Source organism: bacterium, from assembly GCA_037131655.1.
In the GTDB taxonomy this organism is placed as follows: Bacteria; Armatimonadota; Fimbriimonadia; order Fimbriimonadales; family JBAXQP01; genus JBAXQP01.
Genome location: JBAXQP010000025.1, coordinates 1 through 15,620, shown reverse-complemented (window position 1 = coordinate 15,620; position 15,620 = coordinate 1). Strand labels below are relative to the sequence as shown.

The following is a 15,620-nucleotide window of genomic DNA, read 5'->3' as shown; positions in this document are numbered from 1 at the left end:
AAGCCTCTTCTTCCGAGCCTCAGCGCTCTCATTCCTCAAATCGGTTTCGATCATAGTAAAAGCCCCTTGTACAATTCGATGAATAGTAATGTACCTGATGGAGTTGAGGATTAGAAGTGACTAATGAAGTAAAAGTCCTCCTTTTTTAGGGGAGGACTAAAGTATTTGGGTACTAAGCAACCTCTGTCCGTCGGGTGAGGAGCCATTCTTGTTTGTTTAGGAAGGCATCAAAATCCGTTAGGTTGTGGTAGAGAGTGCGGCAATTGGGGATATTGGCATCGTATGCTACTTCCTGGAACCATTTGCACATTGCATAATAATCTTCGCCTGCATTCTTTCGCCATTCATCCCAGGGGATTTGGTAATAATTGACTGGACGGTGGAGAACTTGGCTGAAGGCTTCAGCAACTTCGATTATCGTGCGCTCGTCACCAGAAATATCGAGTTCAAGATGAAGCCATTCGGTTGCGTTTTCGGCTGCAGTGGCTACAAACCCACCGATATCGTCAACAGAAATTTGTTGGAAACTGGTCTTTGGGTCGAGCGGGAAAGGAAGTGTGCCGTTCAAGATTTGATCGCGAGCCATTCCTGCCCAATTGTCCATAAAGAACACAGGACGAATAATAGTGTAGGGCAGGGATATTTCGCGGATATGCTGCTCGACCAGCCATTTGCTTTCAAAGTGGGCAAGTCCCGTTTGACGATGTGCGCTGGCAACTGAACTGTAAATAAAATGGCTAATCCCTGTACTCTTTGCGGCATCTGCGACATTAATGCCTTCCTGAACCTCACGATCATAGCCGACTTCCCAGTAGTTTTGAACAGAGTAGACCCCATACATTCCTGCCATCACGTGCTTTACGGCTTCAAAGTCATCCATATTGGCTTGAACGACAAATGCGCCTGCTTTACTTAGATCAAGGGCTTTTTGGCTGGATGGGTCTCGGGTCACAGCATAGACGGAGAAACCTTTCGACAGAAGATGGCGAGTTACTGCTCCCCCTTGATGTCCAGTTGCGCCAAAGACTAAAAAGGGTCGATCCGAATTCAAGTTCATCATTATGTCAACCTCCGAATATTATTTGAAGTTATTTGCCTCAATGATATGTACGGAAGTGCATAGTCTAAATAGCACCAAAATCTATTTTAAAGCGAAAGGCATAATCTTCTCCTATCCAGATATGAGTTGGAAAAAGCTCAGTTATGGTGGTAGGGCCGGTAATAAGGGTAGATACGCTGAATGAAAATATAAGTTATTCGGATATTCAACTTCGGCATCATGGTGGTGCTCAACATTCTCTCTAAGCAAAGAGAAGAGAGAACTTTACTGTATTCTTATTTATTATATTGAAAAGTGGTATTTAGGAATTTATTTTTCGTATTAATATAGGTACGAATCTTTTTCAGAGGAGAATGCTAATCATGCGATTAGGAGTATGTTTGTTGATCTTGATGTTTACATTGGGATTATTTAACGATATTGCTTTTGGAACAGCATTGAGTTCGGCTAAGACTGCGGACCAGTGGGTGGTGCCTGGAACGGCGCCTGAAGATGAGGTGCTTGGAAACCAATTCTTATTCCGACTACGGGAAGGCGCAGGTAAACTCACTAAGACTCAAAGAGCCGCTTGGGTCAATCAGCGCCTAGTTACAGTTCTTCAATTCACCGATCTTAAGTCCAGTGATATCAACTGGCGCAAAGCGGGCAGTTGCATCGCGATCACGGTTCGCGGTAAGGACATGATAACAGTGACAACCAATGATGCGAAGGCCGTCGGATCTTCTGTTGCTGATCTCGCGAAGAGTTGGGTTGCTCAATTGCAGCGGACGCTTCCTGAGATATGTAAGCTTCCCACGCAGAGAGAAGGGCCACGCACTTAATAAGGATAATGCGTTTGTTTGAACAGATCATAGAAGGCTCGGGTCATAAACCCGGGCCTTCTATTCGTTTTGTGCACGCAGATGGAATAACCAAGACAAAGCGTATCAAGTTGCTGTCTTTTGGCGAAGTCGCTGGTCTTTACAGTCGTAATTTGTTTAAATTCATCATAGCCTAAGTGTTTATTAAGGAAGGCCAGGAGCGGTTAATTATATAGCAGACTGGTAAAAATGCGCTGGAATCCTTACTTGTTTGAGCTTCTCGTAATGCTACTAGGGTTATCGGTAATTCTAGGTGGAATAAAGCCTTTGAAATAAAGAGTTAGGTGGCAATTTTAATGGTACAGCTGGATGATGTGAAACAAGACGTCCTGAGAGAGATCGGCAACATTGGTCTCGGGAACGCGATTACTGCCCTCTCAGAATTGGATGGGCAGAGCTATTTGATTACTGTTCCTGAGGTAAGTCAAATCGAGCTATCGGAAGTACCGTTTCTGTTTGGAGATCCTGAGCGGATTGTTGTTGGAGCTGCCGCTTTGGTAACAGGTGATTGGGGAGGCCACGCGGCTTTTATGTTTCCTTGGGAAAGCGCCACTGCATTGTGGACGAGACTCCTAGGGCAGACCCCGGAAGACATTAATGCATTGGAACCGATATACACTTCCACTATCTCGGAAGTTGCGAATATTATGAGCGGCGCGTATCTTACAGCTATTAGCACGATGACTGGGTTTGAGCTGATGCTCGAACCTCCGGCATTCGTTGCTGACATGTCTGCCGCTATATTAAGTTCGTTAACGGTAGAAGCGTTGCTTTTCGATCGTGAGATGATTGCAATACGATTGCAATTCCTAACCCCTAATGATGACTTTGAAGGATTCTTCCTTTATCTTCCTGAGTTAGGTGGTTTAAATAAGCTTTTCGCAGCGTTGGGCGTGAATTAAGAAGGGGGACTGAAGTGGCTGACGTTAAGAGCGGGGTTAGTCAGACGGCTTTTGTCGGATTAGGCGAACTTAAGATAGTACGCCATGAAGGAATATTAGCCTGCATTGGGCTTGGATCCTGTGTAGGCACATTACTCTACGACGTGAGAACACAAACCGGTGTATTAGCGCACGTGATGCTTCCTGACAGTTCAATCTGCAACGATAAGGACAAGCTAGATGGGAAGTATGCCAATACGGCTGTGCCAGCTCTTCTACAGACCCTTGCTGATGTAGGTATCAGTAAGAGCCTCTTAGTGGCGGCGCTAATCGGGGGAGCAGAACTTTTCAAGACCGTTGAGACACCGGCTGCGCTCCGCATTGGTGCGCGAAATGTTGATAAGGTTAGTGAATTACTGCGTGCTGTAGGAGTGCCGATTGTAGCTCGTGAAGTGGGTGGAAGCAGCGGACGTTCACTCTATTTTAACGTTGCAACAGGCAAGCTTGAAGTGAAAGTATGTGGAATGGAGCTTCGTGTGCATACCCTAGGAATGGCTGGGATTGCTGCGGCGAAAGCGGCTTAACTTTCCGGAGACAATAAAATGGCTAAGTTGAAAATTCTTGTTGTGGATGACTCAGCTTTTATGCGAAAGCTGATCGGTGATATGTTGAGAGCGGTGCCTTCCTTTGAAGTAGTAGGCACGGCCAGTAACGGCCAAGAGGCCTTATTAAAAGCTGGATTGTTGAAACCAGATGTCATCACATTAGATGTACAGATGCCCGTAATGGACGGCGTAAGCGCCTTGAGGCGCTTAATGGCTACTCAACCGACACCGGTTGTAATGTTGAGTAGTGTGACTACTCAAGGAAGTGAATTAGCAGTGAAATGCCTTGAGCTTGGAGCGGTCGATTTTGTAGCTAAGCCATCCGGCGCTATTTCAATGGACCTGCCAAAAGTGGCATCTGAGCTAACGATGAAAATTAAAGCGGCAGCAACTGCGAAGCTGCGATCGCCCAAGCCGTTCGCGATGCATACCGTGCCAAGTTTGGCGCAGAAGCATCCCGTTTCGTATTCATCTCACTGGCCGTTAGTTGTGATCGGAGCGTCGACTGGTGGGCCAAGAGCATTGACAGCCATCTTTCAGGCGCTGCCTGAGGACCTTTACGCTAGCGTAATTGTCATACAGCACATGCCGGAAGGATTTACAGAAGCATTCTCTGACCGTTTGAATAAGATTGGCCCTCTTTCAGTAGCAGAAGGTTCTGAGGGCGCTCAGTTGAAGGTTGGGTGCGTCTATGTAGCGCCAGGCGGCCAGCATATGAAATTGACAGAACGTGGCGTTCTGCATTTATCAAAAGAGGCCCCAGTTCATGGGGTGCGTCCAGCGGTGGATGTGATGATGCTTTCCATCGCCAAGTATTGGCGTTCAAATGTGATTGCGGTTGTGTTGACAGGAATGGGTGTTGATGGCGCTGCCGGAGTGATGGCATTAAGTCAACGTGGCGCTCATGTAATTGCTGAAGATGAATCCTCCTGTGTTGTCTTTGGTATGCCAAAAGCGGCTATCGGAACAGGGTGTGTAAAACGAGTCGTGCCATTGGAGATGATCCCAACGGCAATTGCAGAAGGAGTTAAAGCGCAATGCAAAGTGCTTACGGCCAGTTAGAAGTGCCTAAGACGCCAGAACTTTTGAGAGATTATGAAACTTTCAAGATGCTTTTTAAGCGTCAATCAGGCCTTGATTTAAACTCATATAAGTTCGACCAGACCTATCGAAGAATCTGGGGCATGGTCAAACACGCTCAATTTAAAAAGTTCACGGAGTATTTCGAGTACCTCAAATCAGATCCGTCTCGCGTTCAGGGTTTCATGGACAAGCTGGCGATCAACGTAACGGAATTGTTTCGCAATCCGGAGCAGTTCGAGATACTCAACAAGACGATATTGCCTGACTTGCTCAAAAAGTCATCGGCACTTTCGATTTGGAGCGCCGGGTGTTCCTATGGAGCGGAAGCATATACGATAGCAATGCTATTGGACCAGTTATCGTCTGGCCGTCCGCATCGCATTACAGGCACCGATATCGACCAGGAGATGCTCGATAGAGCTAGAAGAGGCTACTTTGAAGCGCCTGATATGAAAGAGGTGCGGGACTTCTATCTGAAGCGATATTTCCGTCCTGGTTTCCATGCAGGTCGAGATGTCTTTGAGGTTGTACCGGGCTTGAAAACCGGGCTTCAATTTAAACAGCACAACCTATTGGCAGATCAATATAGCGTGGGATATGACTTGATAGTTTGCAGGAATGTTGTGATCTATTTCTCTGATGAAGCGAAGGACAAGATCTATCGGGATTTCTATCGCTCGCTCAAACCAGGTGGCTATCTCTTCGTAGGTAGCACCGAGCGAGTTGCCAACAGCCGTGATATTGGGTTCACAACCCCTTATCCGTTCTTTTATCAAAAGCTCAATAATGACTCAGGAGGCAACATTAGACATGCCTAAGCGAATTCTGATTTCCGATGATGCGCTCTTTATGCGCGTCACACTTAAGAACATACTTTCTCAGAATGGCTACGAGGTAGCAGGTGAGGCGGCAAATGGTCGTGAAGCGGTAGAGCTTTACAACAAACTCAAGCCTGACCTGGTGATGATGGACATCACTATGCCTGAGATGGATGGGATTAGCGCCCTTAAAGGCATTCGTTCGGCCGATCCGAACGCCAACGTGATCATGTGTACTGCTATGGGACAAAAGAATTTGGTCATGGAAGCAGTCCAAGCCGGAGCGAAGGATTACATCGTAAAGCCTTTCCAACCGGACCGTGTATTAGGGAGTATTCGTAAAGTGTTAGGCGCATAATGTTAAATATGCGAATAACGCAACTTAGACGGGAGGACTTTTAAATGAAGGCCGATTTTGTAAACCCGTTTCTTACTGCGGCAGTGAATGTATTTAAGTCGATAATGGGAGTTGCGCCAGAAATGGGCAAACTTGGAGCACGAAGAGGTGTGTTTACGTCTCAGCAGTGTAACGTCGTATTCGGTGTGACTGGCGAATTAGAAGGCCAGATCATTTTTGGTATGACTTTATTTGCAGCTGATAAAATCGCCTCAGAGATGCTTATGGCGCCTGTGCTTACTTTTAATGAGCTGGCCGCAAGCGCTATTGCTGAAATGGGCAATATGATCTCAGGTGGAGCATTGACGGGCCTGTCCGCTGTTGGTTATAAATGTTGGTTGTCTCCACCAAGCCTTATCAGAGGTACGAAGGTGCAGATAAGCACATTGGATATTCCTACTTTGGTGGTGCCTTTGATCACTAAAGTTGGAGAGATCGAAATCAACATAAGCCTTGCTGAGCGAAAAAAGATCGCCGCATAGTGAATGATAGGCATGAGTAAATGGCTGGATTAGTCTGGCTCGTTTGACAGGTCTGTTGCTGGATATCCTGTCACGAGCCAGTCACCGCCTATTTTCTTGATTTTCACCTCACGCAGTTCTATCGCTTCGGCAACCGATTGGAAGCCTTGTCCTTCGATGGCAGTTTTTGCGTTGCGTCCGCCAAGAAGTTTAGGCGCATAGAAGAACGCCACTTTATCGAAGAGCTTCTGTTCGACAAAGGACCCAAGCGTTTCGCCGCCTCCTTCAACAAGCACTCCTGTTATGCCTCGTTTACCTAGAACCATCAAAAGTGAGGGAAGAGAAATCTGTCCCGCTGCATCTTGAGGCAAATGAATAACTTCCGCGCCCTTTGCCGTGAGCTTTTGAACACGTTCGGGATCGTTTGAGCAAGTGGCTATGAGAGTAGGGGATAATATTGTGTTCAATAGCTTTGCATCGGGGTTGATATCGAGTTCTTCATCCAGCACAATTCGAATTGGTTGATTTTTAACCCTTGGTACCCGCGCCGTTAATTCGGGGTCATCCTTTAACGCTGTCCCTCGACCAATCAAAACAGCGCCATGCTCCGCTCTTAGTTGATGTCCAATTCTGCGAGCACTTGGGGAGGTAATCCATTGCGAATCACCTGTATAGGAAGCAATTTTGCCGTCAAGCGTCATTGCGGCTTTGAGCGTAACGAATGGTCGGCCCAAGCGATGGAAGTGATAGAAAATCTCGTTAATCTTCAGAGCTTCTTCATCACCAATCCCCACTTCAACTTCGATACCGGCGCTTTTTAAACACTTAATACCTTGGCCGGAGACTAAGGGGTTGGGATCGAGAGAGGAAACTTCAACTCGTTTAATGCCATGTTTAATAATGGCATCGGTGCAGGGAGGGGTACGGCCGAAATGGCAGCAAGGTTCGAGAGTGACATAAAGAGTTGCTCCACGCGCATCGTCGCCGGCTTTCCGAAGTGCTGCAACTTCAGCGTGTGGTCCGCCGGCATAAGCATGATAACCTTGGGCGATAATTCGTGATGATTTAACGACTACGGCTCCGACATGAGGATTTGGCGCAGGATAGCCTCGTCGGGCTAAACGGAGCGCCAACTGCATGAAATGTAGGTCTTCAGGAAGAATGACTTTCTTTTTGTCCACTAAGCCCTTGTTCCGATAGGTTAGATATCATTTCCTTTAGCAGCCGAACTCTTTCTTCTCGGCTGCTATCAAGGATCGTTCGTATCTCACGCACCGCAAGAAGCAGTACCGTTAATATCAATAAAGTCACGATTGCCACGTAGATACTCATATTAACAAGCCATTGGAGACTTGCCTCATAGTTTCCTTGTGGGGCTGTTCCGATGATTGGGTTGTAAAGAGCTACCAGAACGAGCGTCAGGATGAGCAACATATTAGAGAGTGTGCGGCGTGAAATTTTGTACTTGCTTCTCATAATACTTTTTGTACGCAAATATCATGCCAATCAGGCCTTATAGCATCTTAGTTAGTTACCGGCAGTTCCTTAACCAGTCGGTTGTTTACATAGACACGTATGGTGATATTCTGACCGATGCCTGTGACTTGTTGCACCATTTGTTCGCCTGGTGTGCGAACACCATCCCAAGCCGTTCTAAGCCCATTATCATCCTCAACATCTATTTTCACAGGAATATCATCTGTTCCACGAGGCAATTTGACATTAATCTCGAAGATTCGCATTTTATCCCCGTTATCAGTTGTTGTGACAGGAACCCCCTCGTCTCTTGGTCCAGAGCTAATAGTAAGCTCGACCAGTCTGCCATGTTCCAGCTTTTTGCCTGGCTCGGGATTTTGTCTGATAACAAAACCATAGGGAATCGTATCGTTTTGTTCCTGTTTAGACTGTTGAGCGACTTGTAAATCGACCCCTTTTATTATCTTACGAGCTTCTTCTTCAGATTGATTTATTATATTGGGGACGCCGACAAATCGGCTTCCACCACTCACCCAAACCTCGACTTCAGCGCCTGCTTTGATCGGTTTTTTTGCAGGCGGTTTTGTTAAATAAATCGTGTCAGGTGCGTATTCATCATTAAAATCTGTTTTGACAGTCACCATTGTGAGCTTAAGCCCTTCAAGCAGCTTTTTAGCATCTTCTTTATTCTTGCCAATCAGAGAGGGCATTGCGACTTCGCTTGGCGATGTCCAATTGAAGAAGAGTACTGCTACAAAGAAAAGCACACCAAGGATAACCGTCGCCAAAAGGGTGCCCCAGATTATCTTTAACCATAAAGGGACCCCAACATCTTCATAAACGATTTCCTGATATGTTGGTCTTTGTCTGTCATCACTAACGGGTTGTGGAGGTTCACTTTGGTTAGGTTTTTCGTTAACTACCGGCTTTACTTCCTTCACGACTTCGATGGGAGCTTGTGCAACCGGCTCAATAAGTGTAGGCGCAACTTCAGGTATGACAATTGGTGGAGCTGTTGCACTGCGGATGGAAGCTTCAGCCATCTCTGAACGTGCGCTAGCTGCTTTGGGTGACCATGTGAGCGGTTTGCCAAATCGAAGGGCATCTCTTACAGTCTTTAAATCATATAAAAGCTCGGCTGCGGTTTGATAACGTGATTCTGATGAAGGATCGGCAGCCTTCATGACCATCTCTTCGACAGTAGAGGGCACTGCGGGGTTTAGTACTCTAAGCGAAGGCAACGTACGCTCACTATTATTGGCAGTTGCGTTTGTTACCCCTGTACTGGATGGAAGGTCGCCCGTGAGCATTTCATAAAGAATAATTCCGAGTGAGAAAACATCGGTAACTACGCTCGGCGATTCGCCTTTAATCACTTCCGGTGGTAGATATGCGCTTTCTCTGGATAAATAGGCAGTTCGCACCTCAGGAACAGTGGTAAAGACAGAGGAGAGTCCAAAGTCAGTGACTTTGATGTTGCCTTCCATTCCGACCACAACATTTTGAGGACAAAGGTCGGCATGTACGATACCTGCCCTGTGCCCTGCATCGACCCCTTCGGCAATTCCAATTGCTGTATCAATTGCCACTGGCACGCTAAGAGGAGCTACGCGTCGAATACGTTCTTTGAGGTTTGCCCCGCGAGCGTATTCCGTTATGAGAAACGGCATACCTTCATGCTCATCAATCTCATAAACACGGGCTACGGCAGGGTTACTCAGGCGAGCTGTTGTAAATGCAGCTTGTCTAAGAGCTTCGGTGAGTTGTGCATTCTCATAAAAGGGATTGCGCACCAATTTGACGACGATGACACGGTTCTGTACTCGATCCCGAGCACGGAACACCGAGAATAAGAACCCGTCGCCTATCTTTTCTATCAGTTCATAGCGATACCGTAATATGTTGCCGATCAAGTTCGATTCGGCCTCCTAATTGCTAGTACAATGCGCCAAATGCCGGCAATAATTGCCGTAATCAAGACCAACCAGTAAAAGCTTCGTAGATATTCTACTAATATAATCGCAGTCGAAAGTTTCTCAGGATCCGGACCGCGTTCCGAGAGGAAAAGCATCAGAATGTAAAATGCCCCGGCAAATCCTGCCGCAAATATGAAGGCTATCACCCATACCCAAAAGGCTCGAAGAGACTCTGAAGATCGAGCGTTCATATTTCAATCAACTCTTTCGCTGTTTCCCTGACTGCTTGCTCAGGGACATCTAGGACAAGTCGGGAAGCGCCGATGCGCTCTAATAGGACGAAATTCAGTTTGTTCGTTTCGGCTTTCTTATCGTGACGCATCGCATCTAGGACTGCATCAACCGTTAATGATTTCGGTAATCGTACCGGCAATCCTGCACGATTTAGTAAATCTCTTATCTCCTCTTCGACTGTTGGAGGAGTTACCCCTAGTTTGATGCCCAATCGTGCCGCAGCAACCATCCCCATCGCTACAGCTTCTCCATGCAGCGTCAGACGATAGTCCAGCGCTTTCTCAACCGCATGACCGAATGTATGACCAAAATTGAGCCGCGCTCTACTGCCACTTATGTCCCGCTCATCTTCACTGACGAGTTGTGCCTTTAAACGGCAGCATTCGCAAATGACTGAACTTAGCATATCCGCTTCTTTGGTCAGTAAGCGATCTAGAACAGATTCTACACTGTTAAACAGTTCAGCGTCTAGAATAAGACCATATTTTATAACTTCGGCCAGTCCACTCCTCAAGTGACGAATCGGCAAGGTCTTTAATGTGCTCGGATCGATGATAACCATTTGGGGTTGATAGAATGCCCCCACCAGGTTCTTCCCGTCCGGTAAGTCCAAACCGACTTTACCTCCAATCGAGGCATCGACTTGAGCGAGAAGCGTTGTCGGGATCTGAATAAAGCTAATTCCACGCAAGTAAGTTGACGCAACAAACCCGCCTAAATCGCCTACAACTCCTCCGCCGAGTGTTATGAGAAGGGTATTCCGGTCATATTTCCCTTGAGCAAGCTGCCGATAAATTCTTTCAGCAGTCTGCAAACGCTTACTGCGTTCTCCGGGCTGAACCTGAATAATATCGGTATCTATCCCTTGGTCGGCCAAAGATAGGCGAAGCTTGTCGCCATAATAATCAGTAAGGATTGGATGGGTAAGAATAACCGCGCGGCCACGGCATTTGGGGGCAAGCATTATGCCGGCATCTTTTAACAGCCCGCTTTCGATTTCGATAGAGTAGCTTCGTTCCTTAAGGTCGACTTTAATCCTCACGTTTGTTCAACCGCCTTTACGATCATCATTATGACTTCTTTAAGGCTCTTTCCATCAGTATCAATAGTAATATCGGCCTTTGAATAATGGGGTTCCCGTTCATTTAACAATTCTTTAATACGGGCTAAAGGATCAGGAGTATTGGCAAGCATGGGGCGAGATTTGAGATCGCCTGCGCGTTTAAGAATCGTCTCAGAAGAAGCTGTCAGCCTTACGATAATCCCATTTCGCTTGAGAGCCAGCATATTCTCCGCTATCGTAGGTGCTCCGCCACCGGTTGAAATAATCACCCCAGTTCTATGGGAGAGACGTGAAATAATTTCGGTTTCAATCTCACGAAAACGTTCCTCGCCGAGTGTCGCAAAAATTTCTGGAATGTTCGCGCTTTGTTCTTGCTCGATAATTGTATCGATATCATAAGACTTCCATTGCAAAAAACTCGCTAACCGCTTTGCAATGGCGCTTTTACCCGTCCCCATAAAGCCTATCAGAACAATATTCTTGCTCATTCCTGTCAATTGTACCCGCTTGGCACTGATGTCGCATCATTGGCCTAAATCCTCATGCGTTAAGGGAGATGATAAATAGCCAAGATTAGAGAGTAATGTTAAATATCAAGGTAAGATAATAATTAACTAGCCTATCGGTATAAAGGGGATTTATGATTTCCAGGTTTTTAAATTTCATCGTCCTGGCGGTCTTGGGTCTTAGCAGCAGCATTTGTTATGCGAATCGTTTGATTAACATACCCACGAGTTCGATGTTGGCGCCGCGTGAGAGCGAATTCAATTTTGCCATGCTGGGCAGCGATCCAAGTAAATATTACGCTTGGTTTAACTATGGATTGACCGAGCAGATCGAGGTATCCACGACTCGCGCCTCATCTGTCGAGCAAGGCGAATATACAACCATGAATGCCGAATGGCATGTCTTCCCCCTTGTGCCTGGTCTTCTGCCGGGTGTCTCGGTTGGTGTTGAAGATATTCTTGGGCAGAGTAGTTTTGGCGCCGGAGTTTATGTTGTTATCACACATAACATTATGCTTGAGGGTGGTCCGGACGGACGCGATTTTGTACTTCATCTCGGCATTGGATCGCAAGGGATTAAAGGGGTTTTTGTTGGCTTCGAAATGCCGGTAACAGAAAAACTCACTTTCATCGCCGAGCATGATAGCCGTGACGTTAATTTGGCGTTACAATGGCAGCTAAGTCCGGATGTAAATATCCGAGGCTATCTGCTTCATGAACGCCAATATTTAGGGGCATCATTCCGATTTCGGCTCTAAATCAGGAGGATGTAACGGTCGGTCGAGTTTTGGCTTTTGCCGCCAACTTGATCTTCTTTTCCTTGATATGATGTGCTTTCTTAATCTGTTTTTGTCTGATTCTCATATTATCTCCTTGATGTGGGCTTAATAGTATTCATTGTCAATCTTAATCGAGTGAATAATGACTTGTTTCAGCAAGTGTTATCAATTCTTCCGGACTAGGTGTTTCAACGCCAACCTTACGAACAACGCATCCTCCCGCGAGATTAGCAAATCGCGCGGCTTCAAAGAAGCTTGCTCCACTAGCCAAAGCCAAAGTCGAGCTGGCAATAACCGTATCTCCCGCGCCTGCAGTATCGTAAACATCGACTCGAAGCGCGGGAATGAACTTCGGTTCGCTATCACATAAAAGCATCATCCCTAAGTCACCTAATGTGACCAGCATCGCCTTCACACTTAGTTCATTAGGCAAAGAAGCGCAATTTCTAGCAACGGCTTCAGGGTCAGGCAGAGCCTTTGAGGTCAAAGCCTCTGTTTCGGACCGATTAAGGGAAAGCATCGTCACGCCTTGGTACTGACAAGCTGAGAGTGGCTTGGGATTAGCCGTGATTGGCTTTTTCCCCGCAGCCTTAACCACATGACTTATCAACCCATTACTAAGACAGCCTTTACGGTAGTCCGAAAGAATAACCGCGTCTGCATCTTCTATTAATGCATCAACATTAGCGAATAGGGCGGCCATAACGATTTCACTGACATCATCTCGCCGTTCCTGGTCAACTCGAAGCACTTGTTGATGATGAGCGACAATTCGGGTTTTACGAGTAGTATGGCGACCGGGGTCAACTACGATACCAGTAGTGCCGATGCAGAGTGAACGAAGCTTTTCGCGAAGATGCGCTCCGGCCAAATCCTCGCCAATCACTCCCACAACCGTAGCCTCTCCACCTAAGGCTACCACATTATGGGCAACGTTGGCTGCCCCTCCAGGCACGTAGGTCTCATGATCAGCATCAACGACCATGACGGGCGCTTCCGGGCTGATCCGAGAAGCAGATCCCCAAATGTACTCATCCAGCATCAAATCGCCGATGACAAGCACCCGTTTCCCTTTGAAATCGTCTAGGAGAGGCGCCAAACTTTTCAAATTACTTTTATTACCCTTTCTTAAGCTCTTCAGCAAGCCGATCGCGCAGAACAGAATAGAGGCAGTGCAACAAAACAGAATGAACGTCCTCGATTTTCTGCATATTGTCGCTATTGACGGTAATACAAAAATCAGTCGAACTCGCCAATTTGCCTCCGCCCATGCCGGATAAACCTACTGTATGAGCACCAATACTCTTCGCTCGATTGATAGCGCGAATAACATTCTCCGAATTACCGCTGCCGCTAATGCCAAGCACCACATCACCAGGTTCAGCCCAAGTGATAACTTGTGGCTCGAATATATTAGCGTATTCCGTATCGTTCCCCCATGCCATGATGATGGGGAGATTATCGGCAAGCGATAAAGCTTTGAAAGGTTTACCACCATATAAATAAAGACCTTTTTGAAAGTCGTTGGCAAAATGCGAAGCCGTCGCTCCACTTCCGCCATTACCGAACATCAACAGGCGTTTATCATTCTTAAATGCATCATAAAGAAGGTCGACAACCTTATTTATTTCACTATCCGGAATGCATTTAAGTAAGTCGCCTACTTCACCTAGATAGTCAAGAACAACACTCATGTTTTATTTACCTCTTTCGATTATTAGGGGTGCCACTATTAGTTTACCAGGCAATTATAGGGTATCGCCGGTTAGCGGTCCTTGTACCATTCTTTTGTAAATGCTTGGTATTCTATCTGCTTTTCTTTAATGGCCCGCCACCATTGCTGATTATTGACGTACCATTGGACCGTATTCTCTAAAGCCTTATTGAATTCAAACTGCGGTTTCCATCCAAGCCCCCCCAGCTTGTCGGCATTCAGGGCATACCGGCAATCATGCCCCGGCCGATCTGCTACATGTTGAATAAGTCTCTTTGGCTTGCCCAATAGTTCCAAAATTATAAGCGCCACATCGATATTCCGATGCTCCTCATTCGCGCCTACATTATATACCTCGCCTACGGGCGCATGTTCTAGGATAAGTTTGAGCGCGCTACAGTTATCCAATACGTAAAGCCAGTCCCTAATCTGTTGCCCTTGGCCGTAAATTGGCAGAGGTTCATCGTCGATTGCATTGGTGATGAATAAGGGCATCATCTTCTCTGGGTATTGGTTGGGGCCAAAAGTATTGGAAGGACGAGCAATTATAAGCGGCAGACCATGGGTCTTGAAATAAGCCCGCGCCATCAATTCACCACCGGCTTTACTGGCGGCATATGGCATATTGGGTTCAATTCTACTATCTTCTGAAAAGCGTCCATCCTCAATCGAGCCATAAACCTCATCGGTACTGACGTGAAGGAAGCGTTCGATACCGCAACTGCGAGCCGATTCCAAAAGGGTATATGTGCCGAATACATCGGTTAATACGAACTCGCCTGCATCAAGGATCGCACGGTCATTGTGGGTTTCAGCTGCAAAGTGAACTACCCATTGGCTTTGCGCCATCACTGCATCGACGGCTTTGCGGTCGCGAATATCCCCTTGCACGAACTGAAATCTGGGGTGAGTTTCCAAGTCATCTAAATTCTCTCTGCGACCGGCGTAGGTGAGCAGGTCAAAGACGATAACGCTGCAATCTTTATCTTGCAGTAGGGTATGCGCGAAGTGACTGCCGATAAATCCGGCGCCTCCAGTAACCAAAACCGTCTTCATGCTTTATTTACGCCCTGTTCTCATTTTCTCAAAAAGCCGATCGTAAGCCGCTACTAACACTTTTCGACTATGATCCCAAGCTAACTGTTCTTCTACCCGCTTGCGTCCAAGTTCGCCCATCTGTTTTCTACGAGTTTCATCTTCGGCGAGTTCCATAATAGCTTTCGCAAAGAGGTCTTCATCATTAGGTTGAACGTAAACCGCCGCCTCGCCTGCCGAATATTTCGATTCTTTAAGATCAAAGGAAACAATCGGCAACCCCATCGCCATGTACTCGATCATCTTGTTCATGGTCGACACATTATTCAGGGGGTTATAAGGGTCAGGCGCAATCCCCAGATCGGCTGAGCTGAGGTATCGCATCAAATCTTCATCAGGAATGCGGCCTGTGAATTGAATATAATCTTCAAGTCCAAGACTGCAAACGAGCGTCTTTAAATCTTCCAGACAATCGCCGCCGCCAACGAAAGTGAAGGATATATTGTTATACTTGTACTTTTTAACCAGCACGTCCACTGCGCGAACGGCAATATCCACCCCATCCTGCGGCCCCATCACACCAAGATAGACGCCGAGATAAGGCCGTCCACGTTTCAGGCTAGGATCAGGCTCTGTAGGTTTGAAACGAGCAAGCTGCGGGCCACTACGTAC

At 46.7% G+C, this 15,620-nt stretch carries 18 protein-coding genes; 8 read left to right on the top strand and 10 right to left on the bottom strand.

Features of this window, described 5'->3' with window-relative positions; all coding sequences use genetic code 11:
* Window positions 1-172: 172 nt before the first annotated feature.
* Complete coding sequence (locus WCO51_02300; protein ID MEI6512088.1) at window positions 173-1,060, bottom strand: NmrA/HSCARG family protein; 888 nt, start codon at window positions 1,058-1,060, stop codon at window positions 173-175.
* A gap of 362 nt (window positions 1,061-1,422) precedes the next feature.
* Here WCO51_02300 and WCO51_02295 point away from each other — a divergent pair, with 362 nt between their 5' ends.
* From WCO51_02295 to WCO51_02265, 7 genes are all read left to right on the top strand, one after another.
* Window positions 1,423-1,881 (top strand): hypothetical protein, encoded by a 459-nt coding sequence (locus WCO51_02295; protein ID MEI6512087.1) that lies wholly within the window; start codon window positions 1,423-1,425, stop codon window positions 1,879-1,881.
* A 335-nt stretch (window positions 1,882-2,216) separates the two neighbouring features.
* Window positions 2,217-2,822 carry a chemotaxis protein CheC gene (locus tag WCO51_02290; protein ID MEI6512086.1) on the top strand — a complete coding sequence of 202 codons (606 nt, stop codon included), beginning with the start codon at window positions 2,217-2,219 and terminating at the stop codon, window positions 2,820-2,822.
* 14 nt (window positions 2,823-2,836) lie between these two features.
* Window positions 2,837-3,385 (top strand): chemotaxis protein CheD, encoded by a 549-nt coding sequence (locus tag WCO51_02285; GenBank protein MEI6512085.1) that lies wholly within the window; start codon window positions 2,837-2,839, stop codon window positions 3,383-3,385.
* An 18-nt stretch (window positions 3,386-3,403) separates the two neighbouring features.
* Window positions 3,404-4,468 carry a chemotaxis response regulator protein-glutamate methylesterase gene (locus WCO51_02280; GenBank protein MEI6512084.1) on the top strand — a complete coding sequence of 355 codons (1,065 nt, stop codon included), beginning with the start codon at window positions 3,404-3,406 and terminating at the stop codon, window positions 4,466-4,468.
* The gene (locus tag WCO51_02275; GenBank protein MEI6512083.1) at window positions 4,444-5,307 is read left to right on the top strand and encodes a protein-glutamate O-methyltransferase CheR; all 864 of its coding nucleotides are present in this window, start codon (window positions 4,444-4,446) and stop codon (window positions 5,305-5,307) included. Before WCO51_02280 ends, WCO51_02275 begins: the two co-directional genes overlap by 25 nt.
* The gene (locus WCO51_02270) at window positions 5,300-5,665 is read left to right on the top strand and encodes a response regulator (GenBank protein MEI6512082.1); all 366 of its coding nucleotides are present in this window, start codon (window positions 5,300-5,302) and stop codon (window positions 5,663-5,665) included. Before WCO51_02275 ends, WCO51_02270 begins: the two co-directional genes overlap by 8 nt.
* 44 nt (window positions 5,666-5,709) lie before the next feature.
* The gene (locus tag WCO51_02265) at window positions 5,710-6,186 is read left to right on the top strand and encodes a chemotaxis protein CheX (GenBank protein MEI6512081.1); all 477 of its coding nucleotides are present in this window, start codon (window positions 5,710-5,712) and stop codon (window positions 6,184-6,186) included.
* Between the two features lie 29 nt (window positions 6,187-6,215).
* Here WCO51_02265 and ribD read toward each other — a convergent pair whose 3' ends face one another.
* From ribD to WCO51_02240, 5 genes are all read right to left on the bottom strand, one after another.
* Complete coding sequence (ribD, locus tag WCO51_02260; protein MEI6512080.1) at window positions 6,216-7,346, bottom strand: bifunctional diaminohydroxyphosphoribosylaminopyrimidine deaminase/5-amino-6-(5-phosphoribosylamino)uracil reductase RibD; 1,131 nt, start codon at window positions 7,344-7,346, stop codon at window positions 6,216-6,218.
* Entirely contained in the window at window positions 7,318-7,641 is a 324-nt protein-coding gene (locus tag WCO51_02255) for a hypothetical protein (protein ID MEI6512079.1), read from the bottom strand. The genes ribD and WCO51_02255 overlap by 29 nt, the downstream gene beginning before the upstream one ends.
* A gap of 47 nt (window positions 7,642-7,688) precedes the next feature.
* Entirely contained in the window at window positions 7,689-9,554 is a 1,866-nt protein-coding gene (locus WCO51_02250; protein ID MEI6512078.1) for a protein kinase, read from the bottom strand.
* Window positions 9,555-9,804: 250 nt separating this feature from the next.
* Window positions 9,805-10,893 (bottom strand): 3-dehydroquinate synthase, encoded by a 1,089-nt coding sequence (gene aroB / locus WCO51_02245; GenBank protein ID MEI6512077.1) that lies wholly within the window; start codon window positions 10,891-10,893, stop codon window positions 9,805-9,807.
* The gene (locus tag WCO51_02240) at window positions 10,890-11,402 is read right to left on the bottom strand and encodes a shikimate kinase (protein MEI6512076.1); all 513 of its coding nucleotides are present in this window, start codon (window positions 11,400-11,402) and stop codon (window positions 10,890-10,892) included. Before WCO51_02240 ends, aroB begins: the two co-directional genes overlap by 4 nt.
* 152 nt (window positions 11,403-11,554) lie before the next feature.
* Between WCO51_02240 and WCO51_02235 the strand changes: the two genes are divergently transcribed.
* Window positions 11,555-12,178, top strand: a complete 624-nt coding sequence (locus WCO51_02235) for a hypothetical protein (protein MEI6512075.1) — start codon at window positions 11,555-11,557, stop codon at window positions 12,176-12,178.
* Window positions 12,179-12,326: 148 nt separating this feature from the next.
* On the opposite strand, the gene WCO51_02230 is transcribed toward WCO51_02235, so the two are convergent.
* The 4 genes from WCO51_02230 to WCO51_02215 all read right to left on the bottom strand — a co-directional run.
* Entirely contained in the window at window positions 12,327-13,307 is a 981-nt protein-coding gene (locus WCO51_02230) for a PfkB family carbohydrate kinase (GenBank protein MEI6512074.1), read from the bottom strand.
* Window positions 13,308-13,317: 10 nt separating this feature from the next.
* Window positions 13,318-13,893, bottom strand: coding sequence for an SIS domain-containing protein (locus WCO51_02225; protein MEI6512073.1), 576 nt, complete (start codon window positions 13,891-13,893; stop codon window positions 13,318-13,320).
* 71 nt (window positions 13,894-13,964) lie between these two features.
* On the bottom strand, window positions 13,965-14,969 hold the full coding sequence (gene rfbB / locus WCO51_02220; protein ID MEI6512072.1) for a dTDP-glucose 4,6-dehydratase: 1,005 nt from the start codon (window positions 14,967-14,969) through the stop codon (window positions 13,965-13,967).
* Between the two features lie 3 nt (window positions 14,970-14,972).
* On the bottom strand, window positions 14,973-15,620 hold a 648-nt coding region (locus tag WCO51_02215; GenBank protein ID MEI6512071.1), incomplete at its 5' end, for a glycosyltransferase.

Bases quoted from the DNA above. Each gene is read 5' to 3' on its own strand.
- WCO51_02300 (MEI6512088.1), bottom strand. From the start codon at position 1,060: ATGATGAACTTGAATTCGGATCGACCCTTTTTAGTCTTTGGCGCAACT.
- WCO51_02295 (MEI6512087.1), top strand. From the start codon at position 1,423: ATGCGATTAGGAGTATGTTTGTTGATCTTGATGTTTACATTGGGATTA.
- WCO51_02290 (MEI6512086.1), top strand. From the start codon at position 2,217: ATGGTACAGCTGGATGATGTGAAACAAGACGTCCTGAGAGAGATCGGC.
- WCO51_02280 (MEI6512084.1), top strand. From the start codon at position 3,404: ATGGCTAAGTTGAAAATTCTTGTTGTGGATGACTCAGCTTTTATGCGA.
- WCO51_02275 (MEI6512083.1), top strand. From the start codon at position 4,444: ATGCAAAGTGCTTACGGCCAGTTAGAAGTGCCTAAGACGCCAGAACTT.
- WCO51_02270 (MEI6512082.1), top strand. From the start codon at position 5,300: ATGCCTAAGCGAATTCTGATTTCCGATGATGCGCTCTTTATGCGCGTC.
- WCO51_02265 (MEI6512081.1), top strand. From the start codon at position 5,710: ATGAAGGCCGATTTTGTAAACCCGTTTCTTACTGCGGCAGTGAATGTA.
- WCO51_02255 (MEI6512079.1), bottom strand. From the start codon at position 7,641: ATGAGAAGCAAGTACAAAATTTCACGCCGCACACTCTCTAATATGTTG.
- WCO51_02240 (MEI6512076.1), bottom strand. From the start codon at position 11,402: ATGAGCAAGAATATTGTTCTGATAGGCTTTATGGGGACGGGTAAAAGC.
- WCO51_02235 (MEI6512075.1), top strand. From the start codon at position 11,555: ATGATTTCCAGGTTTTTAAATTTCATCGTCCTGGCGGTCTTGGGTCTT.
- WCO51_02225 (MEI6512073.1), bottom strand. From the start codon at position 13,893: ATGAGTGTTGTTCTTGACTATCTAGGTGAAGTAGGCGACTTACTTAAA.
- rfbB (MEI6512072.1), bottom strand. From the start codon at position 14,969: ATGAAGACGGTTTTGGTTACTGGAGGCGCCGGATTTATCGGCAGTCAC.